General features: G+C 75.8%; 21 protein-coding genes. 10 read left to right on the forward strand and 11 right to left on the reverse strand.

What is annotated here, in order from left to right; translation table 11 throughout:
• Window positions 1-78: 78 nt before the first annotated feature.
• Both G6556_RS04445 and G6556_RS04450 read right to left on the reverse strand, forming a co-directional pair.
• The gene (locus tag G6556_RS04445) at window positions 79-1,974 is read right to left on the reverse strand and encodes a DEAD/DEAH box helicase (RefSeq protein ID WP_240933616.1); all 1,896 of its coding nucleotides are present in this window, start codon (window positions 1,972-1,974) and stop codon (window positions 79-81) included.
• A 238-nt stretch (window positions 1,975-2,212) separates the two neighbouring features.
• Window positions 2,213-2,629, reverse strand: a complete 417-nt coding sequence (locus G6556_RS04450) for a CoA-binding protein (RefSeq protein WP_166938953.1) — start codon at window positions 2,627-2,629, stop codon at window positions 2,213-2,215.
• 133 nt (window positions 2,630-2,762) lie between these two features.
• On the opposite strand from G6556_RS04450, the gene G6556_RS04455 reads away from it, so the two are divergent.
• From G6556_RS04455 to G6556_RS04490, 8 genes are all read left to right on the forward strand, one after another.
• Window positions 2,763-3,374 (forward strand): CDP-alcohol phosphatidyltransferase family protein, encoded by a 612-nt coding sequence (locus G6556_RS04455; RefSeq protein ID WP_346774719.1) that lies wholly within the window; start codon window positions 2,763-2,765, stop codon window positions 3,372-3,374.
• A gap of 74 nt (window positions 3,375-3,448) precedes the next feature.
• Window positions 3,449-4,327, forward strand: coding sequence for a DUF881 domain-containing protein (locus tag G6556_RS04460; RefSeq protein ID WP_166938957.1), 879 nt, complete (start codon window positions 3,449-3,451; stop codon window positions 4,325-4,327).
• Window position 4,328: 1 nt separating this feature from the next.
• The gene (locus G6556_RS04465) at window positions 4,329-4,661 is read left to right on the forward strand and encodes a small basic family protein (protein ID WP_147796766.1); all 333 of its coding nucleotides are present in this window, start codon (window positions 4,329-4,331) and stop codon (window positions 4,659-4,661) included.
• A 5-nt stretch (window positions 4,662-4,666) separates the two neighbouring features.
• Window positions 4,667-5,437: a DUF881 domain-containing protein gene (locus tag G6556_RS04470; RefSeq protein WP_166938959.1), complete on the forward strand. Its 771-nt coding sequence runs from the start codon at window positions 4,667-4,669 to the stop codon at window positions 5,435-5,437.
• Between the two features lie 118 nt (window positions 5,438-5,555).
• Window positions 5,556-6,071 carry an FHA domain-containing protein gene (locus G6556_RS04475; RefSeq protein ID WP_166938961.1) on the forward strand — a complete coding sequence of 172 codons (516 nt, stop codon included), beginning with the start codon at window positions 5,556-5,558 and terminating at the stop codon, window positions 6,069-6,071.
• Window positions 6,068-6,880 carry a MerR family transcriptional regulator gene (locus tag G6556_RS04480; RefSeq protein WP_346774720.1) on the forward strand — a complete coding sequence of 271 codons (813 nt, stop codon included), beginning with the start codon at window positions 6,068-6,070 and terminating at the stop codon, window positions 6,878-6,880. The genes G6556_RS04475 and G6556_RS04480 overlap by 4 nt, the downstream gene beginning before the upstream one ends.
• 71 nt (window positions 6,881-6,951) lie before the next feature.
• Window positions 6,952-7,518 (forward strand): bifunctional nuclease family protein, encoded by a 567-nt coding sequence (locus tag G6556_RS04485; RefSeq protein WP_166938963.1) that lies wholly within the window; start codon window positions 6,952-6,954, stop codon window positions 7,516-7,518.
• 149 nt (window positions 7,519-7,667) lie between these two features.
• Window positions 7,668-8,252 carry a MerR family transcriptional regulator gene (locus G6556_RS04490; protein ID WP_166938964.1) on the forward strand — a complete coding sequence of 195 codons (585 nt, stop codon included), beginning with the start codon at window positions 7,668-7,670 and terminating at the stop codon, window positions 8,250-8,252.
• A 176-nt stretch (window positions 8,253-8,428) separates the two neighbouring features.
• Here G6556_RS04490 and G6556_RS04495 read toward each other — a convergent pair whose 3' ends face one another.
• From G6556_RS04495 to G6556_RS04525, 7 genes are all read right to left on the reverse strand, one after another.
• Window positions 8,429-9,217: an endonuclease/exonuclease/phosphatase family protein gene (locus G6556_RS04495; RefSeq protein ID WP_166938966.1), complete on the reverse strand. Its 789-nt coding sequence runs from the start codon at window positions 9,215-9,217 to the stop codon at window positions 8,429-8,431.
• A complete protein-coding gene (locus G6556_RS04500; protein WP_166938968.1) occupies window positions 9,214-12,633 on the reverse strand; it encodes a hypothetical protein in 3,420 nt (1,139 codons plus the stop codon). The genes G6556_RS04495 and G6556_RS04500 overlap by 4 nt, the downstream gene beginning before the upstream one ends.
• 25 nt (window positions 12,634-12,658) lie before the next feature.
• Complete coding sequence (locus G6556_RS04505; RefSeq protein ID WP_166938970.1) at window positions 12,659-13,456, reverse strand: hypothetical protein; 798 nt, start codon at window positions 13,454-13,456, stop codon at window positions 12,659-12,661.
• Window positions 13,453-15,657, reverse strand: coding sequence for a glycoside hydrolase family 3 N-terminal domain-containing protein (locus G6556_RS04510; protein WP_166939001.1), 2,205 nt, complete (start codon window positions 15,655-15,657; stop codon window positions 13,453-13,455). Before G6556_RS04510 ends, G6556_RS04505 begins: the two co-directional genes overlap by 4 nt.
• Window positions 15,658-15,724: 67 nt before the next feature.
• Entirely contained in the window at window positions 15,725-16,624 is a 900-nt protein-coding gene (locus G6556_RS04515) for a carbohydrate ABC transporter permease (RefSeq protein WP_240933618.1), read from the reverse strand.
• A gap of 2 nt (window positions 16,625-16,626) precedes the next feature.
• Complete coding sequence (locus G6556_RS04520; RefSeq protein ID WP_166938973.1) at window positions 16,627-17,577, reverse strand: sugar ABC transporter permease; 951 nt, start codon at window positions 17,575-17,577, stop codon at window positions 16,627-16,629.
• Window positions 17,574-18,863, reverse strand: a complete 1,290-nt coding sequence (locus G6556_RS04525; RefSeq protein WP_166938975.1) for an extracellular solute-binding protein — start codon at window positions 18,861-18,863, stop codon at window positions 17,574-17,576. Before G6556_RS04525 ends, G6556_RS04520 begins: the two co-directional genes overlap by 4 nt.
• Window positions 18,864-19,052: 189 nt before the next feature.
• On the opposite strand from G6556_RS04525, the gene G6556_RS20125 reads away from it, so the two are divergent.
• Complete coding sequence (locus G6556_RS20125) at window positions 19,053-20,123, forward strand: LacI family DNA-binding transcriptional regulator (RefSeq protein WP_166938977.1); 1,071 nt, start codon at window positions 19,053-19,055, stop codon at window positions 20,121-20,123.
• Window positions 20,124-20,139: 16 nt separating this feature from the next.
• Here the strand turns inward: G6556_RS20125 and G6556_RS04535 are convergent, their stop codons facing one another.
• Window positions 20,140-20,910, reverse strand: a complete 771-nt coding sequence (locus G6556_RS04535) for a ParA family protein (protein WP_166938978.1) — start codon at window positions 20,908-20,910, stop codon at window positions 20,140-20,142.
• A gap of 100 nt (window positions 20,911-21,010) precedes the next feature.
• Between G6556_RS04535 and G6556_RS04540 the strand changes: the two genes are divergently transcribed.
• Complete coding sequence (locus tag G6556_RS04540; RefSeq protein WP_166938980.1) at window positions 21,011-21,697, forward strand: MBL fold metallo-hydrolase; 687 nt, start codon at window positions 21,011-21,013, stop codon at window positions 21,695-21,697.
• Window positions 21,698-21,767: 70 nt separating this feature from the next.
• Here G6556_RS04540 and G6556_RS04545 read toward each other — a convergent pair whose 3' ends face one another.
• On the reverse strand, window positions 21,768-22,769 hold the full coding sequence (locus G6556_RS04545; RefSeq protein ID WP_166938982.1) for a LacI family DNA-binding transcriptional regulator: 1,002 nt from the start codon (window positions 22,767-22,769) through the stop codon (window positions 21,768-21,770).
• Window positions 22,770-22,832: the final 63 nt, after the last annotated feature.

Genomic DNA, 22,832 nt, shown 5'->3' on the forward strand with positions numbered 1-22,832 from the left:
AAAAGGCCCGGCACCGTGGTCGGTGCCGGGCCCCTCGGGGTCAGCGTGCGCGCCTGCGCGGCGCGCCCGCCGCGCGGGTCAGCGCGGGGTGGACGGGCGGCGGGTGCGCGCGTCGCGGCCGCCGAAGTCCCGGCCGCCGTCGCGCGAGCCGTGGCCGTCGCGCGCGCCGTAGCCGCCCTCGCGGGCGCCGTCCCGGCCGGTGCGCGGGCCGTGGTGCGCCGGGCCGCGGGACGCGCCGCGCTCGGGGCGGGCGGCACCGCGCGGGCCCTCGTCGACGCGGATCCGCAGCGGGCGGCCGGCGACGCGGGCGCGGCCGATGCGGTCGAACGCCTCGGGGGACAGGCCCGCGGGGATCTCGACGAGCGAGAACGTCGAGAAGATGTCGATCTTCCCGAGGTCCTTGCCCGTCAGGCCGCCCTCGTTGGTGAGCGCGCCCACGATGCCGCCGGGCTGCACGCCGTCCTTCGAGCCGACCGCGAGCCGGTAGCGCAGGCCACCGGTCGGGCGGGCGGCGCTGCGGGCCCGGCCGCCCTCGGCGCCGTCGCGGCGCGGGCCGCGCTCGGGCGCGAGGTGCGCGCGGGACAGGGCGTCGTCCAGGTCGTCGCCGTCGGTCGGGCGCGGGGCCGGGCCCTCGTCGCCGACGGCCAGCGCGGCGAGGACGGCGACCAGGTCGGCGGCGTCCGTGCCGGGGTTCGCGGCGAGGAACTCCGCGGCAGCCGTGCGGTACAGGTCCAGGCGGCCGAGCTCGCGGCGGGCGGGCACGCGGGCGAGCAGCGCCGCGACGCGGTGCGCCGACACGTCCGCGGGGGACGGGATCTGGATCTGCTCGATCTGCTGGCGGGTGGTCCGCTCGATGGCGCGGAGCTTGCCGTTCTCGTTCGGGGTGACGAACGTCAGCGCCTCGCCGGTGCGGCCCGCGCGGCCGGTGCGGCCGATGCGGTGCACGTACGCCTCGGGCTCGCCCGGGACGTCGAAGTTGACGACGAGGCCGATGCGGTCGATGTCGAGGCCGCGCGCGGCGACGTCGGTCGCGACGAGCACGTTGATCGCGCCGGAGCGGACCCGCTCGACGATCTTCTCCCGGTCGCCCTGCGCCACGTCGCCCGAGATGTAGGCGGCGGCGACGCCGCGCTCGACGAGCGAGACGGCGACGTCCTCGGCGGCGCTGCGGGTGCGGACGAACACGATCGCCGCGTCGGCGTCGGACACCGCGAGCACGCGGGCCAGCGCGCCGGCCTTGTGCCGGAACGGGACGACCGCGTAGGTCTGCCGGACGCTGGACACGGTCGACGACTGCCGGGCGACGGTGATCTCGACCGGGTCGGTGAGGTGCTGCGCGGCGACGCGGCGGATGGCCGGCGGCATGGTCGCGGAGAACAGGGCGACCTGCTTCGAGGCGGGGGTCGCGGAGGCGATGCGGTCGACGTCGTCGACGAAGCCCATGCGCAGCATCTCGTCGGCCTCGTCGAGCGCGAGGAACCGCACCGCGTCGAGCTTGAGCGAGCCGCGGTCCAGGTGGTCGATGACGCGGCCCGGCGTGCCGACGACGACCTGGGCGCCGCCGCGCAGCGCGCGCTGCTGCGGCAGGTACGGCGAGCCGCCGTACACCGGGACGACCTCGAGGCCGGGCATCTTCGAGGCGAAGGACTCGAGCGCCTCGGCGACCTGCATGGCGAGCTCGCGGGTCGGCGCCAGGACGATCGCCTGCACCTCGCGGAGCTCCGGGTCGACGGCGGCGAGCAGCGGCAGGCCGAACGCGGCGGTCTTGCCGGTGCCGGTCTGGGCCACGCCGGTGATGTCGCGACCGGACAGCAGCGCCGGGATCGCCTCGGCCTGGATGGCGGTCGGGGTGGTGAAGCCGAGCTCCAGGACGGCCTCGCGCAGCGGCGCGGGCAGGTCCAGGTCGGCGAAGGTGGGGCCGGTCACGACGGTCTCGTCGGACGCGGGCAGGGCAGGGTCGAGCAGGGACGTCAAGGCAGCACCGTTCCGTGTCGCTGGGGGGAGCTGTGCGCCGCCCGGGTTCCGGTCGGCCACGCGGTCGCACTCCCACACCCACACATCACGAGGCCGCCACGTCAGAAGAGGGGAGGGGCCTCGGCACGCACATCACGGGACACTGCGACGAACTCCGAGTGCGACCAGTCTACCGGTGCGGGGCGCCGGACGCGGGGGAGCGGCGCGGTGACCTCCGGCACAGCGGGTGGCGTGCGGGTCACGCCAGGCCGCGCACCCGGCCCTCGATCGCGGGGCAGGTGTCCATGACGACGTCGAGCCCCGCCGCGGCCGCCCGCGCCGCGGCGTCCTCGTCGACCACCCCGAGCTGCAGCCACACCGCGCGCGCCCCGACCGCGATCGCCTGGTCCACCACGGCCCCGGCCAGCCCCGAGTTCACGAACACGTCGACCACGTCCACCGGGCCGTCGACCTCCGCGAGGGTCCGCACCCCGGGCGCGCCGTGCACCGTCTCGGCCCGCGGGTGCACCGGGACGATCGTCTGCCCGAGGCCCTGCAGGTAGGCCGCGACGCCGTACGCGGCCCGCGCCCGGTTCGTGGACAGCCCGACGACGGCCCAGGTCCCGGGCGTGCGCAGCAGGCGGTCGATCACGGCGGGGTCGTTGACGTGGGCCATGCCGCCAGCGAACCACGCCCGGCGGACCCGCGCCCGGGACCCGACGCGGCCGGGCGGCCGGAGGTGGCCGGGAAGCGGTCCCCACCTGCGTAGGATGAGCGGCGTCGATCAGGGCGTACGAGGCGGGAGAGCTGTGGCGGAGCGGGACGTGGTGAGCGACCGCGTCCTCACCGTGCCGAACGTGATCAGCCTGATCCGGCTGCTGATGGTGCCGGTGTTCGCCGTGCTGATCGTCGCCGGGCACGACGGCTGGGCGCTCGTGGTGCTCGCGGTGTCCGGCGCCAGCGACTGGCTCGACGGCGTGCTCGCGCGCCGGCTCGGGCAGGTGTCGCGGCTCGGGCAGGTGCTCGACCCGGCGGCGGACCGCCTGTTCATCTTCGTGACGCTGCTCGGTCTCGCGGCGCGCGGCGTCGTCCCGTGGTGGCTGGTCGTGGTGCTGCTCGCCCGCGAGGCGATGCTGGTCGTGATGCTCGTCGTCCTCGCCCGGCACGGCTACGGCCCGCTGCAGGTGCACCTCGCGGGCAAGGCCGGCACGTTCGCCCTGCTGTACGCCTTCCCGCTGCTGCTGCTCGCGCACTGGGGCGGCATCGTCGGTGACCTGGCGTCGGTGCTCGGCTGGGCCTGCGCGTGGTGGGGCGTCGCCCTCTACTGGTTCGCCGGCCTGCTGTACGTGCGGCAGGCGTGGCAGCTCGTCGGCCGGCGCGGCGGCGCGGACGCGGGTGAGGCCCGCACGGTGGCCGTGTGACGGACCCCCGCGCGGGGGACCGACCCGGCCGCGGCCCCGCCGGGAGCCCGGCGTGGCGTCGTCCGGACGCCTCGATGTCGCTGCTGACCGAGGTGACCCAGCAGCCGCTCGACCCGGAGTACCGCGAGGCCGCCGAGCGGCGCGCGGCGGCGGGCGCGCCCCGGCGCCGGGGCGGGCGGGGCACCGTCGCCGTCGCGGTCCTCGCGGTGGCGCTGGGCGCGGCGACCACCTGGTCCGTGCTCGCGCTGCGCGCCCCGCAGCCGTCGGCGATCGCCGCGCGCGAGGTGCTCGCCGAGCAGATCACGGAGCGCAGCGCCGAGCTCGACCGGCTGCGCGACGAGAGCGCCACGCTGTCCGACGAGATCGCCGCGCTCCAGGAGCAGGCGCTGTCCGGCGCGGACTCGCCGCTGCTCGACCAGCTCGCCGTCGACTCGGTGGCCTCGGGCGCGACGGCGGTGACCGGCGACGGGCTGCGGATCACGCTGCAGGACGCCGACACCGACGACGACGACCCGAGCGGCCGGGTCCGGGACTCCGACCTGCAGCTCGTGGTCAACGGGCTGTGGGCGTCCGGCGCGGAGGCGATCACGGTCAACGGCGAGCGGCTGGGCCCGACGACGGCCATCCGCACCGCGGGCGACGCGATCCTGGTCGACGTCGTCCCGCTGGTCGGGCCGTACACCGTCGAGGCGATCGGCGACCCGCAGGGCATGCAGACGGCGCTCGCCCGGACCTCCGGGGGACAGCTGCTGGCGGTGCTGCAGTCGACGTACGGCATCCCCACGCGGGTGTCCTCGCAGCGCGACCTGCACCTGCCCGCGGCTGGGACCGTGACGCTGCGGTCGGCCGAGCTGCCCGAGGGCGTGCCGGTGCTGCCCGGCGCGACGCCGGGTGCCGCGGGTCCGGGCGAGCCGTCGGGCACACTGTCCACGGACCATGACGAGGGGGACTGACGTGATCGCGGTGATCGGCCTGATCGTGGGCGTGGTGGCGGGCCTGGTGCTCGAGCCGACCGTCCCGGCGGCGCTGCAGCCCTACCTGCCGATCGCGGTGGTGGCGGCCCTGGACGCGCTGTTCGGCGGGTTCCGGGCCGTGCTCGACGGCCTGTTCGACGACCGGGTGTTCCTCGTGTCGTTCCTGTCGAACGTCGTCGTGGCCGCCCTCATCGTGTTCCTGGGCGACCAGCTCGGCGTCGGCTCGCAGCTGTCGACCGGCGTCGTCGTCGTGCTCGGCATCCGGATCTTCTCCAACGTGGCCGCGATCCGGCGGCACCTGTTCAAGGCGTGACGGACGTGACCGAGCCCGACGACGGCACCGCCGCGGCGCCCGCGCCCCGTCCCGTGCGGGGCTGGCGGGCGCTCGGCGTCGCCCTGCGCCCGCGCGCCACCCGCGCCCAGGCGCTCACCGGCGTGCTGTGCGTGCTGCTCGGCTTCGCGATCGCCGTCCAGGTGCGGCAGACCGACACCGAGAGCCTCACGGTCATGCGCGAGTCGGAGCTGGTGTCGCTGCTCGACCAGACGACCCGCCAGGCGGACGACCTGCAGCAGCAGGTGGCCGAGCTCGAGCGGACCCGCACCGAGCTGCGGTCCGCCGGCTCCAGCCGGGACACGGCGCTCGAGGCGGCCACCCGCAGCGCCGCCGCGCAGGGCATCCTGTCCGGCCGGCTGCCCGCCGAGGGCCCGGGGATCACGGTGACGGTGTCCGACCCGTCCCGCTCGGTGTCGGCCCTCACGCTGCTGAACCTGCTGGAGGAGCTGCGCAACTCGGGTGCCGAGGCGATCCAGCTCAACGACCAGCGCCTCACTGCGTCGTCGTACGTGCTCGGCACCGACGACGGCATCGAGGTCGACGGGTCCCCGGTGGCGCCGCCGTACCGGTGGGTGGCGATCGGGGAGCCGACGACGATGTCCACGGCGCTGGCGATCCCGGGCGGCGCGGTCGCCAAGGTGCAGATCGACGGCGGCAGCGCGACCGTGTCGACCGAGGACCAGGTCGAGGTGACCGCCACGCGGGACGTGCCCGACCCGCAGTACGCCGAGCCGGAGACGTCCGGCGGCGGGTGAGCGCCGACCGGGTGCCGACACCCGGTCGGCGGGGTGTGCTGAGGTGGTCCGGGCGCATAGGCTGTCCGGTACCCCGGTGCAGGTCGGGGGCGCGCGACAGCAGGTCTGGGAGGGTGTCATGAGCGACGAGCAGCAGGTGCCGGGCGGCGAGCCGCGTCCGGCCGTGCCCGGAGGGGCGCCGATCTCGGCGGCTCCCGACACCACGATCAGCTTCGGCTCGCTGGGCGGGCTGGACGTCGAGCCGGCCGGCCCGGTCGGCCTCACCGCGGAGCAGGCCGCGGCCGTGCAGGCGCTGCCGCGCACGTCGGCGCTCCTCGTCATGCAGCGCGGCCCGAGCTCCGGCGCGCGGTTCCTGCTGGACGCCGACCGGACGGTCGCGGGCCGCAGCCCGAACGCCGACATCTTCCTGGACGACGTGACGGTCTCCCGCAAGCACGCGGAGTTCGTCCGCGAGCTCGACGACTTCGTCGTGCGCGACGTCGGCTCGCTCAACGGGACGTACGTGAACCGCGAGCGGATCGACTCGGCGGTGCTGCGTGCGGGCGACGAGGTCCAGATCGGCAAGTTCCGGATGACGTTCCACCCCAGCCCCGCCGCACGGTCGGGCGCCCAGCCCGCCGGCCCCGCCCGGTGAGCGCCGCCCGGTCCGCCCGGCGCGCGGACGCGGGCCCGGACGCCGGCACCGTCGCGCGCCCCGGCGCGCCCGCCGACGCACCCACGACGGCGGAGGACGACGCCCCCGGCCCCTGGCCGCGCGGGCTGTCCCGGCAGGCGAGCATGCGGATCTCCGACGTGCTCGCCGCGCTGCGGATCGAGTTCCCGGCGGTGACGAACTCCAAGCTCCGGTTCCTCGAGGAGCAGGGCCTGGTCGAGCCGCTGCGCACGTCCGCCGGCTACCGGCAGTACAGCCCGGCGGACCTGGAGCGGCTGCGGTACGTGCTGCGGGAGCAGCGGGACCGCTACGTGCCGCTCAAGGTCATCGGCGAGCGGCTGGCCGCCCTGGACGCGGGGGAGGAGTCCGAGCCGGTCGCGCTGGTCGTGACCGAGGACGGCGTGCCGCGCTCGGGCACCACGGACGCGCGCTACACCACGGCGGCCCTGGCCCGGGAGGCCGGCGTCCCCGAGGAGCTCGTCGTGGACCTGGTGCAGGCGGGCGTGCTGCGCCCGTCGGCGTCCGGGCACCTGGACGCGTGGGCGAAGGACGTCGTGCTGGCCGCCGCCGCGCTCGCCGAGCACGGGCTGGAGGCGCGGCACCTGCGGGCGTTCCGCAGCGCCGCCGACCGGCAGGTCGACCTGGTGGAGACGGTCGTGGCCCCCTGGCGCGGGCAGTCGTCGGCGTCGGCGCGCGGCCGCGCGAGCACCGTCGCGGCCGAGGTCGGCGAGCTGTGCACCCGGCTGCACACCGCCCTGGTGCGCGCGGGCGTCGCGGACCTGACGCCCTGACGCCGACGGGCGGCCCGGGCCGGTGCCGTGCGCCCGGTGCGCGCTCGGACCGCGCGTCGTAGCGTGGTCGCATGCACGAGGACGACCTGGTCCAGCTCGAGGTGCTCGGTGTGCGCCGCCACCCGGGTGACGACGAGCTCGTCGTGCTGCTGCTCGAGCCCGTGGGCGAGCTGATCGTGCCGATCGCGATCGGGCCGACCGAGGCCGGCGCGATCGCGACCGCCCAGGCCGGGGTGGTGCCGCCCCGGCCGATGACGCACGACCTGCTCCGGGACGTGCTGGTCGCGCTGGGCACGCGGGTCGTGCAGGTCGAGATCACGGAGCTGGTCGCCGGCGTGTTCCACGCGGCGCTGGTGCTGGGGGAGCGGCGGGTCCGGGTCGACGCCCGGGCGTCCGACGCGATCGCCCTGGCCGTGCGGGTGGGCTGCCCGGTGCTGTGCGCGACGGACGTGCTGGCGGAGGTCGGCGTGGAGGCGGCGCCGGTGTCCCCGGAGGAGGCCGACGAGGCCGCCGCGAGCAGCAGCCCGGACGAGCAGGTGGCCCAGTTCCGGCAGTTCCTGGACCACGTCTCGCCCGACGACTTCGAGCGCGGCGAGCCCGGCGGGAAGGACCGAGGTTCAACCTCAGGTGGAGGGTAAGACACGCCGTGCGCGACACGCCGAGAGCCGCGGGCGTGGCGGTCGTTGACCGCCCCTGGCGGCGGCCCTAGCGTTGCACCCAGAACAGCACAGCACTGCATCTCCCGACACGCCGCCCCGGCGCGCGGGCGCGACGAGTGGAGGACCCCGTGACCGGCACCGAGCAGACGGCGGAGGCTGCGGGCGCAGTCCCGCAGCGGGCGCAGGGACTCCTGTTCGGCGACGCCCTCCCGGACCTCGACGTCACCACCGGCTACCGCGGGCCGACCGCGTGCCGCGCCGCGGGCATCACGTACCGGCAGCTCGACTACTGGGCCCGCACCGGCCTGGTCGAGCCGTCCGTCCGCCCCGCCACCGGCTCCGGCACGCAGCGGCTGTACTCGTTCCGCGACATCCTGGTGCTCAAGGTCGTCAAGCGGCTGCTCGACACCGGCGTCTCGCTGCAGCAGATCCGCGCGGCCGTCGGCCACCTGCGCGAGCGCGGCGTCGACGACCTCGCCCAGATCACCCTGATGTCCGACGGCGCGAGCGTGTACGAGTGCACCTCCGCGGACGAGGTCATCGACCTGGTCCAGGGCGGCCAGGGCGTGTTCGGCATCGCGGTCGGCCGCGTCTGGCGCGAGGTCGAGGGCACCCTCGCCGAGCTGCCGACCGAGCGCGCCGAGGACGAGGGCGTCGCCGCCCACGCGCACGACGAGCTCGCGGAGCGGCGCCGGGCGCGCACGGCCGGCTGACACCCACCGACACCCGGACGGCCCGGACCCCCGTGGGGGTCCGGGCCGTCCTGCGTCCCTGCCCCGGTCGGCCCCCGGGCCACGCGCGGCACCAGGAGTGGAGCGTTCTGCCGGACACGCACCGGCGAGTCGGGCAGGACGCTCCACCCGTCCCCACCCGCGGGTGACCCGGCGCGTCAGGGCGTCGGGAACCGCAGCGTCGCCACGACCGGGTCGTGGTCGGACGGGTGCCGGCCGCCCGGGCGCGCGTCCAGCACCGCGTACGACGCCACCTCGACGTCGCGGCTCACCAGCACGTGGTCGATCCGCTGCCGCAGCGCGTCCGCCGGGACCGGGGCGTCGGGGTCCAGCACCCGGGTGAACGTGGTCGCCGGGCCGGCCGGCGGGGTCGTGCTGGCCGACCGGGCGTCCCGGAGCCCGCCGCCGAGCAGCACCCGCAGCGGCTCCGACCCCGGCTCCGCGTTGAGGTCGCCGGTCAGCACGACCGGCCCGCCCTCGGCGACGGCCGCGGCCCGGTCCAGCAGCAGCCGCGCCGACTCCAGCCGCGCCCGGGCGCCCTCGTGGTCGAGGTGCGCGTTCAGCAGCGCGAACGTCGCCCCGGTCGCGAGGTCCCGGAACCGGGCCCAGGTGCACAGCCGCCGGTAGGTCGGCGCGTCCCAGCCGGTGCTCGGCACGTCCGGGGTGGGTGACAGCCAGAAGTCGCCGGTCGCCAGCACCGCCAGGCGCGCGGTCCGGTACAGGACCGCCGAGTGCTCGCCGGTGGTCCCGCCGTCCCGCGAGCCCCCGACGGCGGCGAACCCGTCGCCGGTCAGCGCGGCCAGGTGCGCGGCGGTGCCCTCCTGGGTGCCGAGCACGTCGACGTGGTCCAGCGCCGCGCGGACCAGGGGCGCGCGGTCGTACGTCCGGGTGGCCGGCCAGTGCGCGACCCACAGGTTGTACGTGCCGACGCGCAGCCCCGCGCTCACCGTCCGGCCGGCGCCGTACCGGCCGGCGTCGTGATCTCCAGGGCCCGGGCGCCGTCGAGCAGCGCCAGGTCGACCGCGGCGCTCGCCCAGCGGTACGGGTGCGCGACCGGCGTCGCCGGGACGACCCGGCCGTCGATGCGCACCTCGACCGCCGTGGCGTCGGGGTCGACCCGGTACCGCACGGTCCGCCGCGCACCGGCGAGGTCGAGCGCCACCTCCAGGCCGTCGTCCTCCGGCGCGAGCGTGGGACCGACGACGAGCACGTCGCGCCGCTCGTCGAGGCCGAGCAGCCCGTGCTGGACCTGCCGCAGGTAGATGCCGGGGCCGGAGGAGTACACCCGCCAGCCGTCCGCCGTGGGCACCTCGCCCGTGCGGAGCTTCTCGAAGTCGCGGGCGGCGGTGTACCGGTCGGGGAACGCCGCGTCGGACGACGACGTGTAGCAGGTGCGCTGCCGGGGCAGGGCGCTGGGCACCCGCTCGCGCATGCCGATGGGCGACAGCCGGAGCAGCTCGTCGCCGACGTCGGCGCGGCCGAGCGCGGCCAGCGCCTCGGCCCAGCGGATGTGCGCGTGCGCGTACATCAGGCCGACCTCGCGCCCGAAGAACGCCGCCTGCTCGGCGCGCCGGAACGACTCCGTCTCGCCGTCGGCGAACCGCGTCGGCCGGTCGGTCAGCCGCACGCCGTCGGGGAACAGCAGGTGCTCCCGTACGATCGCCTCGTGCCGGTCGGCGCCGTCCTGGTCGAGCACCCCGGCCAGCACGAGCTGGGTCATCGGGATCAGCCGGTACGTCAGCCCGGTCGACGTGTCCCGCGGGTGGATCACCGGGGTGGCCACGCCGTCGGTGACGGTGACGAACCCGGCCGCGACGCCGTCGGGGAGCATGTGCCGCCGCAGGTCCGCCGTGACGGCGGCGCCCAGCGCGTCCATCCGGGCGACCAGCCCGGCGGCCGCGGGCGCGCCGCGCAGCTGCTCCGCCGCGAGGCCGAGCGCCTGGACGGCGAGCGCGGTGGTCCAGGTCGACGCCATCGAGGCGCGCATCTCCGAGCGGGCGGGCTGCAGCGTGTCGTCCCAGTCGCCGTCGCCGTACGCGGGCAGGGACGTCCCCGGCACCAGGTCGGTCTCGAGGTGCCGGACGAGGGCGTCCAGGTGGTCGGCCACGGTGGCGGGCTCGCCGGTCCGGAACGGCACCGGCGCGTCCAGCACCGCGACGTCGCCCGACGCCCGCAGGTACTGGCCCAGGGCGAACAGCGGCCAGTGCACCACGTCCCCGTGGGCGTGCTCCTGGAGGATCTCGGCGTACGCGTCGAACATGAACCACTGCGGGAACGTGCCGTCGACGGCCTGGGAGCCGAGCACCCGGAGCACCACGTCCCGGCAGCCGTCCAGCAGGCCCGCGGCCAGCAGCAGCTCGAACGGGCCCTGGCAGACGTCGCGGGTGCCCCACGCGGCGCCCTGGTACTGCTCCAGGCCGTGCGGGACGAGGTAGTGCACGCGGGCGTCGTTGGCCCACCAGGGCAGCAGCGTCTCGAGCTCGGCGAGCCGGGAGCCCGCCGCCACGGTCAGCCCGCGGGTCAGCCGGGCGAGGGTGGCGCGGTGGCCCGCCGCCTCGTGCCCCGTGTCCAGCCCGCGCGCGACGACGTCGCGCGCCAGGTCGGCGCTGGTGCCGCCGTCGCGGTCCGCCGTGGTCGCGACCCGCAGCGCGGTCCCCGGGCCGGCGGTCCCGCGCACCGTGACGACCGAGGTGCCGCGTGGGACGCCGTCGGCGAACAGCACGCCGTCGCCCGCGACCTGCGCGTCCGGCGTCGTCGCCAGCACGTAGGCGAGGCCGGGGTGGTGCGCGCGGGTGGCGGTGCCCTCGTCGGCCGTGAGCACGACGGTGCCGTCCTGCGGGCGAGCCCGCCAGGAGCCGCCGCCGAGCTCGACCTCGGTGGTGACGAGCACGTCCACCGGGGTCGCGCTCACGACCTCGAGCAGCAGGGCGTCGCGGGTCGCGTCGGCCACCGTGCGGACCTCGACCCGGCCGCCGTCCAGGTCGTACACCCAGCGGGCCTCGCCGACGTCGAGCACGAACGCCGACGGGGCGCCCAGCATCCGCCAGCCGCCGTCCACCGCGACCAGCACCCGGACGCCGTTGGCGCGCAGCAGGTTGAGGTGGTTGCGGTGCACGGTGGTGAGGGTGTCGAAGCTCGTGTTGCCGAGGACCGTGTGCGAGCCGAACACGCCGTGCGCGAAGACGGTCGTCGAGAGCACCGGGCGGTCCGGGCTGAGCGAGTCGCCCGCCAGCAGGACGTGGCCGTGCGGCCGGAGCAGGTCGAGGTCCTTCTCGCCGCGGACCACGTGCGCGCCGCCGGCGGTGAAGTACGACAGCAGCCGGCCCGCGGCGTCGCGCTCGACGTGCCGGGCGTCGTCGGCCGTGGCGCCGCCGACGTCGAGCAGCTCCGCGTCGCGCAGCGGCGCGCCGCCCACCAGGGGCGCGGTGGCGAGCAGGGACCGGGCGGCGACGGAGTCGACCGCCTCGCCGGCCGGCCCGGCCGCCGCGCCCGCGTCCGCCAGCGCCACGAGCGCCGGCAGCTCCGCCTCCAGGTCCGGCAGGGCGTCGAGCACCGCGCCGCGCCGGTCGTCCCAGTACCGGCCGACGACGTGCAGCACCAGCGGCTCCGCGAGCGTCGACGGCCGGGACAGCAGCCCCGCCATCGCCATCTCGTGCTGCCGGACCCGGTGGGGCCACGGGGCGCCGGACAGGAACGCCGGCGTGGCGCCGGCGCGCGCGGGCGGGCCGTACAGGTCGAACCCGTCGGTCCCCGCCGCGACGGAGCCCTCGGCGATCGCCAGGGCGAACAGCGGCAGCACCGGGGCCGACGTCATGGTCTGCCGGGACAGCACGACGCTGCCCAGCGCGGCGGACTCCGCGAGCCGGTGCGCGACGTACTGCGAGACGTACGGCTCGGAGGACGACGCCGCCTGCTCCGGGGCGAGCGACAGGTCCTGCGTGGCCGCCACGTCCCAGGTCGCGCCCCCGGCGCCCGTGCCGTCGGCGGACCGCTCCAGCGCGACCCGCCACACCAGCGCGGTGCGGGCCGGGTCGAGCACGAGGTCCACGGTCCACGACGCGCCGAGGCCGGTGCCGGTCCAGCGCACCGCGCCGTCGCCGGCGGTCCAGGTCGTGCCCGACCGGCTGCCGGTGAGCGGCACGTGCGTCACGGTGCCGTCGGCGGCCGTGCGGCGCAGGAACAGGCCCGCGATGCCGGCGTCGTGCGCGCCGACCCGGTACTGGTTCACGAGGCGCTCGCCGGGTGCGGCGATCCCGGCGACGTCGCCGGCCGGGGTGAGCCGGACGGTGAGGCCGCCGCCGGCATCCACGGTGCGGGTCCGGTCGGTGCGGTCGCGGGACGGGAGGGTCAGGGTGTCAGGCATGTCGGGGTCCCCGGGGGTCGAGCGGTCAGGAGGTCGTCGTCGGGCGCAGGAACCGCGCGACCGCGTCGCGCAGCATCCCGGCGGTGGTGCGGTACCAGAGCCACACCCACACGCCGCCGAGCAGGACGAGGAGCAGGTCGGAGGCCGCGGCCGCGACGGCGACGGCCCCGGCCAGGAGCGCCAGCGTCCCCAGCGAGGCGCGCCACCGCGCGACGAGGTAGTACGCGCCCGCCTGCAGCGCGGCGGCGAGCGGGAGGTGGAAGAACGTGCGCAGCGCGAGGGCGTGCAGCGCCACGACCAGCAGCAGCACGCCCGCACCGGGGGCCAGCCCCGCGACGACGGCGGGGACGCCGGCGGCGCGCGCGCCCGCGCCGACCACCGCGACGAGCCCGGCGACGAGGCACACCGGCGCGGAGACGGCGGCGGCGTCGCGCCACCCGAGCCGGTACCCGCGCCCGAACGCCCGGGCCAGCGGGACGCGCGGGTCGACGTAGTGCTCGCGCACGGCGTACAGGGCGGCCGACAGCGCCGGGCCGGCCGGGATCGCGGCGAGGGCGACGAGCCAGGTCAGCGACGGCTCCGGCCGCAGCAGCAGGGCGAGCGCGACCAGCGGCAGGTCGGCCGCCGCGAGCAGGGCGGTCAGGCCGGCGCCCCAGGCGAACGCGGTGACCGCGCGCCCGAACGGGCCGTCGCCGACCTCGTCGCCGCGGCGCCGGCCCGGGTGGGCGTCGTCGCGGTCGTGCGGGGTGACCGGGAACGTGACCGGGTCCACTGGCCCGGCGCTGGGTGCGGGGCCGTCGGGCCAGGCGGTCGCGGCGCTCACGACGCCGCCCCGGTCACGACCTGGAACCCGGCGCGCAGCAGGTCGCGCGGCCGGCTGCTCGGGCCGACGAGCAGCTCGAACCCGCCCGGCTCGACCACCCGCCGCCCGGCGGCGTCGACGATCGAGCAGTCCGCGGCGGGCAGCGTGAGCGGCACCCGGACGCTCGCGCCGGGCGCCAGCTCGACCTGGGTGAAGGCCTTGAGCTCCCGGTCCGCCCAGGACGCGGACGTCACGAGGTCGCGGACGTACACCTGCACGGTCTCCAGGGCGGGGCGCGCGCCCGTGTTCGTCACGGTGACGTGGGCGCGCACCGCGTCCGCCGCGGTCACCTCCGGGGTGTCCACCACGAGGTCGGCGTACTCCACGGTGGTGTACGACAGGCCCTCGCCGAACGCGAACGCCGGGTCCTGCGTGAGGTCGGCGTACCGGACCCCGTGCTGCCCGCGCACCTGGTTGTAGTAGATCGGCTGCTGCCCGACGTGCCGGGCGAACGAGATCGGCAGCCGGCCGCTGGGCTCGATCCGGCCGAGCAGCAGGTCCGCCAGCGCGCGGCCGCCGGTCATGCCGGGGTGCGCCGTCCAGACGAGCGCGTCGGCGCCGAGCGCGGCGGGCGGCAGCACCATCGGCTTCGACGCCTGCAGCACGACGACGAGCGGCGTGCCGGTGGCGGCCACGGCCTCCAGCAGCGCGACCTGCCCGCCGAGCAGCTCCAGCGTCGCGGTCGAGGTGCCCTCGCCGACGAGCTCGATCCGGTCGCCGACCACGGCCACGACCACGTCGGCCTCCCGGGCGGCCGAGACGGCCGCGGCGAGCTGCTCCGGGTCGACCGGCGCGGGCGCGACGACCTGCGGCCGGGGCTGGCCGTCCGGGAAGTACGGGCCCTCGGGGTCGTCCTCGTGGGTGAGGATGGCGGAACCGGGGGAGTACGTCACCGTCCAGCCCGCCGGCACGCCGTCCCGGAGCCCGTCCAGCACGGTCGTGATCATGTCGCGGGGCTGGCCGTGCGCCATCCACGCGACCTGGCCCGAGGAGCCGGCCCAGTCGCCGAGCTGGGTCTGCGGGTCGTCCGCGAGCGGGCCGACGACGGCGACGCGCAGCGGGCGGTCGTCCGCCGGGCCGTCGGTCGTGCCGCCCCCGAGCGGCAGCACGCCGGAGTTCCGCAGCAGCACCAGCGACCGCCGGGTGAGCTCCAGGTTGAGGTCCTGGTGCGACCCGATGACCGCCGCCATCGTCGCCGGGTCGGGCCGGCGCGGGTCCTCGAACAGCCCGAGCTCGAACTTGAGCGCGAGGATCCGGGACACCGCCGCGTCCAGGTCGGACTCGGCGATCAGCCCGCGGGCGACCGCCTCCTGGGCGCCCTCGAAGAACCCGGCCGTGGTCATGATCATGTCGTTGCCGGCCCGGACCGCGGCGGCGGACGCGTGCACGTGGTCGGGCTGCACCTGCTGCTCCCAGACCATGCGCCCGACGTTGTCCCAGTCGGTGACGAGCATGCCGGTGTAGCCCCACTCGCCGCGCAGCACGTCGGTGAGCAGCCAGTCGTTGACGGTGATCGGCACCCCGTCGATCGTCTGGTAGCCGAGCATGAACGTCCCGCAGCCCTCCCGGGCCACCCGCTCGAACGGCGGCAGGAACCAGGACCGGAGCTTGCGCGGCGACAGGTCGGCCTCGGACGCGTCCCGGCCGCCCTGGGTCTCGGAGTACCCGGCGAAGTGCTTCGCGGTCGCGAGCACCGCCGTCGGGTCGGCGAGGCCGTTGCCCTGGTACCCGCGCACGGCCGCGCTGCCGAGCTCGCCGATGAGGAACGGGTCCTCGCCGAACGTCTCGTTCACGCGCCCCCAGCGCAGGTCGCGGGCGACGCACAGCACGGGGGAGAAGGTCCAGTGCAGGCCGGTCGCCGCCGCCTCGACCGCGGTGGCGCGCGCCATCCGCTCGACCAGGCCCGGCGACCAGGTGGCCGCCATGCCGAGCTGGGTCGGGAAGATGGTCGCGCCGTCGCAGAACGAGTGGCCGTGGATGGCGTCCTCGCCGACCAGCAGCGGGATGCGCAGCCGGGTCTGCTCGGTGAGGTCGTGCGCCTCGGCCACCAGCTCCGGCGTCGGGTGCAGGATCGAGCCGACGTGCTTCTCCAGCACCTGCTCCTTCAGCCCGTCCGGGGCCGAGAGCTGCATCATCTGCCCGACCTTCTCGGCGAGCGTCATGCGCGCGAGCAGGTCGGCGACGCGGTCGGCGACGGGCAGGGCGGGATCGAGGTAGTCCACGGTGCTCCTACTTGATGCCGGTCATGGCGATGCCCTGCACGAAGTGCTTCTGCATGGCGATGAACACCGCGAGGACGGGCACGATGATGAGGACCGAGCCGGCCATCTGGAGGCCGAACTCGGCGCCCTTGTCGCCGGTCGGGCTGGTGTACAGCGCCAGGGCGACGGGCAGGGTGTACAGCGAGTCGCGCTGGGACACGATGAGCGGCCACAGGAAGCCGTTCCACGAGCCCATGAACGTGAAGATCGCCAGGGTCGCGAGCGGCGCGCGGCACAGCGGCAGCACGATGCGCGCGAAGATCCGGAACTCGCCGGCGCCGTCGATGCGCGCCGCGTCCAGCAGGGAGTCCGGGATCTCGAGCATGAACTGCCGCATGAGGAAGACGCCGAACGCGCCCACCATGCCGGGCAGGATCATGCCCCAGTAGGTGCCGACCATGTTGAGGTTCGCGACCAGCACGAACTGCGGGATCAGCGTCACGATCCCCGGCACGAACATGGTCCCGAGCACCACGGTGATGAGGACCTTCTTGCCCGGGAACTCCAGCTTGGCGAGCGCCCAGCCGACCATCGAGCAGAACAGCAGCGTGGTGGCGACCGAGACGACGGCCAGGAACACGGAGTTGAAGAAGTACCGCGTCATGTCGAACTCGAAGAACCACGCGCGGAAGTTGTCGAGCGTCGGCGCCTGCGGCCACCAGGTGATGGGCCGGCGCATGATCTCGGCGTTGGTCTTGAACGCGCCGAGGATCATCCAGACGAACGGCAGCAGGGTGCCCGCGAGGCCGACCGACAGGACGGCGACCAGGGCGATCCGGCCCGGGGTGAGCCGGCGACGGCGGCGGCGGACGACGGGCGCGAGCGGCACGGCGGTCGTGGCCGGCGCGAGAGGGGTCGAGGTGCTCATGGTCATGTCCTCTGCCGGAAGAACCGGAACTGGATGATGGCGAAGATGCTGATGATCGCGAACAGCACGTACGCGCCGGCCGCGCCCACCGAGTAGTTGCCCCACTGGAACTGGTTGAACACGTAGAGCGCGATGGACGTCGTCGACTGCAGCGGACCGCCGTTGGTCATGACGAACGGCTCGTCGAAGAACTGCATGAAGCCGGTGGTGGTGAGGATCGCGTTGAGCAGGATCGTCGGCATCATCATCGGGATGGTGATGCGGAAGAACCGCTGGACCGTCGAGGCGCCGTCCATCATCGCCGCCTCCTTGACGTCGGAGGGGATGGCCTGCAGGCCGGCGAGGAAGATGACCATGCTCGAGCCGATGCTGCGCCACACGGCCATGAGGGTCAGGGCGGGCAGGGCGGTGCGGGTGTCGCCGAGCCAGTTCGGCCCGTCGATCCCGATGTCCGCGAGCAGCGAGTTGATCAGGCCGTTCGGCTGGTACATGATCCGCCACACCACGGCCACGGCGACGATGGTGGTCACCACGGGGGTGTAGTAGCCGACCCGGAAGAACGTCGCGGCGCGCCGGCCGAGCGAGTTCAGCATCACCGCCAGCACCAGGGCCGAGAACAGCGACAGCGGGACGCCCACGACGACGAAGCCGAGCGTGTTGCGCAGGGCCCGCAGGAAGGTGGTGTCGGACAGCACCTCCGCGAAGTTGCCGAGGCCGACGAAGTCGACGGCGAACGGGGTGCGGATGTCGTTGACCCGCAGGTCCGTGAACGCCATCCCGAACGAGCTGAGCAGCGGGACGAGCCCGAAGACGCCGAACGACAGGACGAACGGCGCGGCGAACAGCCAGGCGATCACGGCGGTCCGGCGGCGCCGGGCGGCCAGGGACACGGACTTCCCCGGCCGCCGCGACGTCGCGGGCGGTGTGCGCCGCTCGGTGGTGGTGCTGGTCACCAGCCGAAGCCGATCTGGTCGGCCTGGTCCTGGATCGCCTTGGCCGCGTCCTCGGACGTGAGCTCGCCGTGCGCGACCCGCTCCGCGTAGATGCCGATCTGCTCGGCGATCTGCGACCAGGACGGGTAGCTCGGGGTCTCGACCGTGTTCGGCATCTGCTCCTTGAGCACCGACATCACCGGGCTGTCGTCGATCGGCGCGTAGTCGGCCGACTCGACGCGCGCCGGGAACGAGCCGGCGAGGTCGAACAGGGTCTTCTGCTGCTCGTCCTCGAGCAGCCACTGCAGGAACAGCCAGGAGGAGTCCTGGTTGTCCGACGAGGCGAACACGCCGAGGTTGCCGCCGCCGATGTAGGAGTCGTTGTTGGCGGAGCCGGCCGGCAGCGGGACGTAGCCGATCGAGTCCTCCGTGAAGCCCTCGGGCGCGGCACCGGTGTCGATCAGGTCCTGGTAGGTGCCGACCATCCACGGGCCCGAGATCAGCAGCGGCGAGCCGCCGTTCTCGAAGGTGGCCTCGGTCTCGGAGAGCGGGGCCTCGCCGCGGTCGAAGAAGCCCTTGTAGAAGTCGAGCGCCTCGACGAACTCCGGGGTGTCGAACGTCCAGGAGTCGCCGTCGCTGACCGAGCCGCCGGCCTGCGAGACGAACGGCACGATGACCTGCGCCGGGTTCTCGATCGGGCGCGGCAGGCTCAGGCCGTACTCGCCCCCCGGGCGCGAGGCGAGGGCGCCGCTCAGCTCCTCGAGCTCGGCCCAGGTGGTCGGGGCGTCGTAGCCGAGCTCGGCCGCGAGGTCCGCGCGGTAGAACAGGAACCGGGTCTCCACGTACCAGGGCACCGAGTACTGCGCGTCCTCGCCGGTCACCGAGGCGACGGCGGCGGGGTAGAAGTCGTCCTCGTCGAACACGCCGGAGGGGACCGGCGCGAGGCCGCCCATCGCGATGACCGAGGCGGTCTGGTCGGCGCCGGTCATCACGATGTCCGGGCCCGTGCCGGAGGCGACCGCGGTCTGGTTCATCGTGATGATCTCGCCCCACGGCACCTCGGTGACCTTGATCGAGGCGTCCGGGTTGTCCTCGGTGAACTGCTCGCCGAGGGTGCGCAGCGCGTCGCCGTTGCCGGCCGCGGCCCAGATCTCGATCTCGCCGGTGGCCTCGTCGGCGACCGAGCCGGCCTCGGCGGAGCCGCCGCTGCCGCCGTCGTCGGACCGGCCGCAGGCCGCGAGGGGCGCCAGGGCCAGGGTGGTGACGGTGGCGGCGACGAGGGCGCGCCGCACGGTACGTCGGGTCATGTGTTCCTCCTTGAACGGGGGGTCGGCGCCCGCGCCACGGTGCGCGGACCGACCTTCCCCTGCACGGGCCTGCAAAGCGTGTAATGCGCTTTACAAGAACCGGAATCTAAGCGTGTAGACTCCGGCTGTCAACCCGGTCCGGGGCGCTGTCCACCGGTCGCCGCCACTCGCCGTCGAGGAGTCTTCCGCGTGGCCCGCCGACCCACCGTGTACGACGTCGCCGAGCGCGCCGGGGTGTCGATCACCACGGTCTCGTTCGCGTTCCGGCAGCCCGGGCGCGTCGCCGCCGCCACCCGCCAGGCCGTCCTGGACGCCGCCCACGAGCTCGGGTACGTGCCCTCGGCCAGCGCCCGCGGTCTGGCCCGCGGGGCCACCGGCGCGTTCGGCCTGTACTCGTTCGACATGATGCTGGCCGACGCGGACGGGACCGCGGCGCCCGTCCCGCTCGAGGCGGCGGCGGTGCCCGAGGGCGACCCGCGGGTGTTCCCGCTCTACGTCGACGAGGTCGAGCGCGGCTTCGCCCTGGAGTGCCGGGAGACGGGCCGCGCGCTGCTGCTGGCGTCCGGCGCCCCCAGCGGGGCGGCGATGTACGACATCGCCGGCCGGGTCGACGGGCTGGCGATCTTCCCGGGGACGCACAGCCTGGACGCGGTGCACGCGATCGCCCAGTCCGTGCCGCTGGTCGCCTTCAACACCCCCGGGACGGACGCGTCGTTCAGCCACGTCTCCGTCGACAACCGGGCCGCGATGACCGGCCTCGTCGAGCACCTGGTCGGCGTGCACGGCGTGACGGACCTGGCGTTCGTCGGCGAGGGGTCGATGTACGACTTCGCGGAGCGGCTCGGGGGGTTCCGGGACGCGGTGGCCGCGCTGCTGCCCGACCGGCCCGCGCCCGGCCCCGGGCACGAGGGGCTCGCCTCGACCGAGTGGCTCGCGGCGCTGACGGACCTGGTCGCGGCCGACCGGCTGCCTCAGGCGCTGGTGTGCCAGAGCGACCAGGCCGCGCTCGTGGTGCTCGACGTGCTGGCCGAGCACGGCGTCGACGTGCCGGGACGGGTGCGGGTGACCGGGTTCGACGGCATCCTCGCCGGGCGGCTCACGACCCCGGCGCTCACCACCGTGCGGCAGCCGTTCGAGCACATGGGGCGCACGGCCGTCCGGCTGCTCCGGGACCGGGTCGCGGACCCGGGCGCGGCGTCGCAGTTCCGGACGCTGCCGACCCGCCTGATCCCGCGCGCGAGCTGCGGCTGCGCGGGCTGACCCCCGGCTCCGGCCGTCAGGTGCGCGGGGCCCGCAGCGCGCGGTCGAGCAGCTCGTCGAACGCGCCGGCGACCTCGCGCGCGCCCGCACCGGGCCAGGCGTGCACGGGCTGCGCCGCCCCCTGCGCCTGCTGCAGCGCCGCGCGCTCCGGCACGAACGGCGTCAGCACCAGCGGGCCGTACAGCCCGCGGAGCTCGTCCAGGCGGAACGCCTGCTCGACCGACCGCGCCTTGACCCGGTTCACCACGACGCCGAGCGGCTGCAGCTGCCCGGCCGGCCCGCGGCGCAGGTCGTCGATCGTCCGCATCGCGCGGCCGACCGCCGTGACGGAGAACAGCCCGGGCTCGGTGACGACGACCGCCCGGTCGCACGCCGTCAGGCCGGTGCGGGTCAGCCCGCCGAGCGACGGCGGGCAGTCCACCAGCACCAGGTCGTAGTCGTGCACCCAGGCCAGGGCGAACCGCAGCCGGTCGACGTCGGTGTCCGCGCCGTCGTAGGCGTCGTGCCGCGAGGACGCCGCCGAGCCGACCAGCACGTCGAGCCCGGCCTCGGCCCAGGCGCTCGGCGCGGTGGCGGCGGCGATGGTCTCCGCGGTGGGGGAGTCCAGCACCCCCGCCACGTCGCCCTCGGCACCGCTCGTCGCGAGCGCGAGCGTGCTGTCGCCCTGCGGGTCGAGGTCGACGACCAGCGTGCGCAGCCCGCGCTCCAGCGCGGCGGACGCCAGCCCGAGCGTCACCGACGTCTTCCCGACCCCGCCCTTGAGCGAGCACACTCCCAGCACCAGCACGGGGCACACGGTAACGGGCGCGCGCGGGTTCACGGAATCGCGCCCGCACCCACGCGGGGCCCGGGTCGACGCCGCGCCCACCTGGGGCGATGCTGGCACCATGACCGACAGCACCCCCGGCAGCACCACCGAGATCACCCACTGGGGCCACGCCTGCGTCCGCCTGGAGCGCGGCGGGCGGCGCCTGGTCCTCGACCCCGGCGCGTTCAGCGACCTGTCCGTCCTGGACGACGCCGACGCCGTGCTCGTCACCCACGAGCACGTCGACCACGTCGACGTCGCCCGCCTCGCCGCGGCCCTCGCGGCGCGCCCGGGGCTGGTCGCGTGGGCGCCGGCGGGCCTCGCCGGAGAGCTCACGGAGGCCGGGGCGCCGGCCGACCGCGTGCACCCCGCGGCCGACGGCGACACCTTCGAGGCGGCCGGGTTCGCCGTCCGCGCCGTGGGCGAGCCGCACGCCCTGATCCACCCGGACGTGCCCCGGCCGCAGAACGTCGCGTACCTGGTGGACGGTGCGCTGCTCCACCCCGGCGACGCCTTCACGCCGCCGCCCGCCGGCGCCGAGGTCGAGGTCCTGCTCGTCCCGGTCGCCGGGCCGTGGATGAAGCTCGCCGAGGCGATCGACTACGTCCGCGCCGTGCGGCCGCGGGTCGCCGCGCCGATCCACGACGCGATCCTGTCCGACCCGGGGCGGGGGCTGGCCGACCGCCTGGTGGGCGGCCTGGGCGGCGCGGGGGAGTACGTGCGGATCGCCGCGGGCGCGCCGTACACCTGGGCCCGGGGCGCCTGACCCCCGGCCGACCCGAGGTCCCGGGGACTGCGGCGCCGCCGGGGGCGCCGCGGGGCCCCGGGTGCCGTCGTCAGGCGGGTGCCGTCGACCCGCGGCGCACCAGCGACGTCGGCAGCCGCACGTGCGGGTCCGGCGTCTCGCCGCCGTCGAGCAGCGCCGTGAGCAGCGCGATCGCGGCCGCCCCCATGCGCTGGATCGGCTGGTGCACCGTCGTGAGCGGCGGGTCCGTCTGCGCGGACTCGGGGATGTCGTCGAACCCGATCACCGACAGGTCGCCCGGCACCGACAGCCCGAGCTCGCGGGCGACCTCGATGGTCGCGATCGCCGACAGGTCGTTGGCGGCGAACACCGCCGTCGGGCGGTCGGGCAGGCTCAGCAGCTCCCGCACCGGCTCCCGGGTGGACTCCTTGCGGTAGTCGCCCTCGCGGACCAGCACCTCGTCCACGGGGACGCCCGCCGCCGCCATCGCCCGGCGGAAGCCCTGCTCGCGCAGCCGCGAGGACTCCAGGTCGGGACGCCCGCCGACGAACGCGATCCGCCGGTGCCCGAGCTCCAGCAGGTGCTCCGTGCCGAGCACGGCGCCGGCGAGGTTGTCCGAGTCGACGGTCGGCAGGCCGGTCGGGCCGGTGTGCGGGTCGATGGCGACGACCGGCACCCCGGCGTCGGCCTCCACCACGGTCGGGGTCACGAGCACCGCCCCGTCGATGAGCGTGCCGCTCAGCCGGGACAGGTACCGCCGCTCCCAGCCCGCGCCGCGGCCGTGCAGGCCGCCGGTGTAGGCCAGCAGCTCGTAGCCGGAGTCGGAGTCGGCGAGCGCCGCCGCCGCGCCCTTGAGGATCTCCGCGGAGAACGGCTCGAACTCCGCCACGAGGATCCCGAGCACGTGCGTCCGGTGCGACCGCAGGCTGCGCGCGACCAGGCTGGACTCGTAGCCGAGCCGGTCGATGACCGCCATGACCCGGGTCGAGGTCGCCTGCGCCACCCCGTACCGGCCGTTGATGACCTTCGACACCGTCGCGACGGAGACGCCCGCGTCCCGTGCCACGTCGGTGATGGTCACTCGCTGCCCCATGCCGGGGATCGTAGCCGCGCGCGCGGTGCACCCCGGCGCGCGCGGGCGCGGCGCGCGGGTGCC

This window comes from Cellulomonas sp. IC4_254 (assembly GCF_011603975.1).
Classification (GTDB): Bacteria; Actinomycetota; Actinomycetes; order Actinomycetales; family Cellulomonadaceae; genus Cellulomonas.

Excerpts from the sequence above, each read along its gene's own strand:
- G6556_RS04450 (WP_166938953.1), bottom strand. The coding sequence starts at position 2,629 with ATGGCCCACGTCAACGACCCCGCCGTGATCGACCGCCTGCTGCGCACG.
- G6556_RS04515 (WP_240933618.1), bottom strand. The coding sequence starts at position 16,624 with ATGAGCACCTCGACCCCTCTCGCGCCGGCCACGACCGCCGTGCCGCTC.
- G6556_RS04485 (WP_166938963.1), top strand. The coding sequence starts at position 6,952 with ATGCACGAGGACGACCTGGTCCAGCTCGAGGTGCTCGGTGTGCGCCGC.
- G6556_RS04510 (WP_166939001.1), bottom strand. The coding sequence starts at position 15,657 with ATGACGCTCGCCGAGAAGGTCGGGCAGATGATGCAGCTCTCGGCCCCG.
- G6556_RS04525 (WP_166938975.1), bottom strand. The coding sequence starts at position 18,863 with ATGACCCGACGTACCGTGCGGCGCGCCCTCGTCGCCGCCACCGTCACC.
- G6556_RS04540 (WP_166938980.1), top strand. The coding sequence starts at position 21,011 with ATGACCGACAGCACCCCCGGCAGCACCACCGAGATCACCCACTGGGGC.
- G6556_RS04545 (WP_166938982.1), bottom strand. The coding sequence starts at position 22,769 with ATGGGGCAGCGAGTGACCATCACCGACGTGGCACGGGACGCGGGCGTC.
- G6556_RS04475 (WP_166938961.1), top strand. The coding sequence starts at position 5,556 with ATGAGCGACGAGCAGCAGGTGCCGGGCGGCGAGCCGCGTCCGGCCGTG.
- G6556_RS04460 (WP_166938957.1), top strand. The coding sequence starts at position 3,449 with ATGTCGCTGCTGACCGAGGTGACCCAGCAGCCGCTCGACCCGGAGTAC.
- G6556_RS04500 (WP_166938968.1), bottom strand. The coding sequence starts at position 12,633 with ATGCCTGACACCCTGACCCTCCCGTCCCGCGACCGCACCGACCGGACC.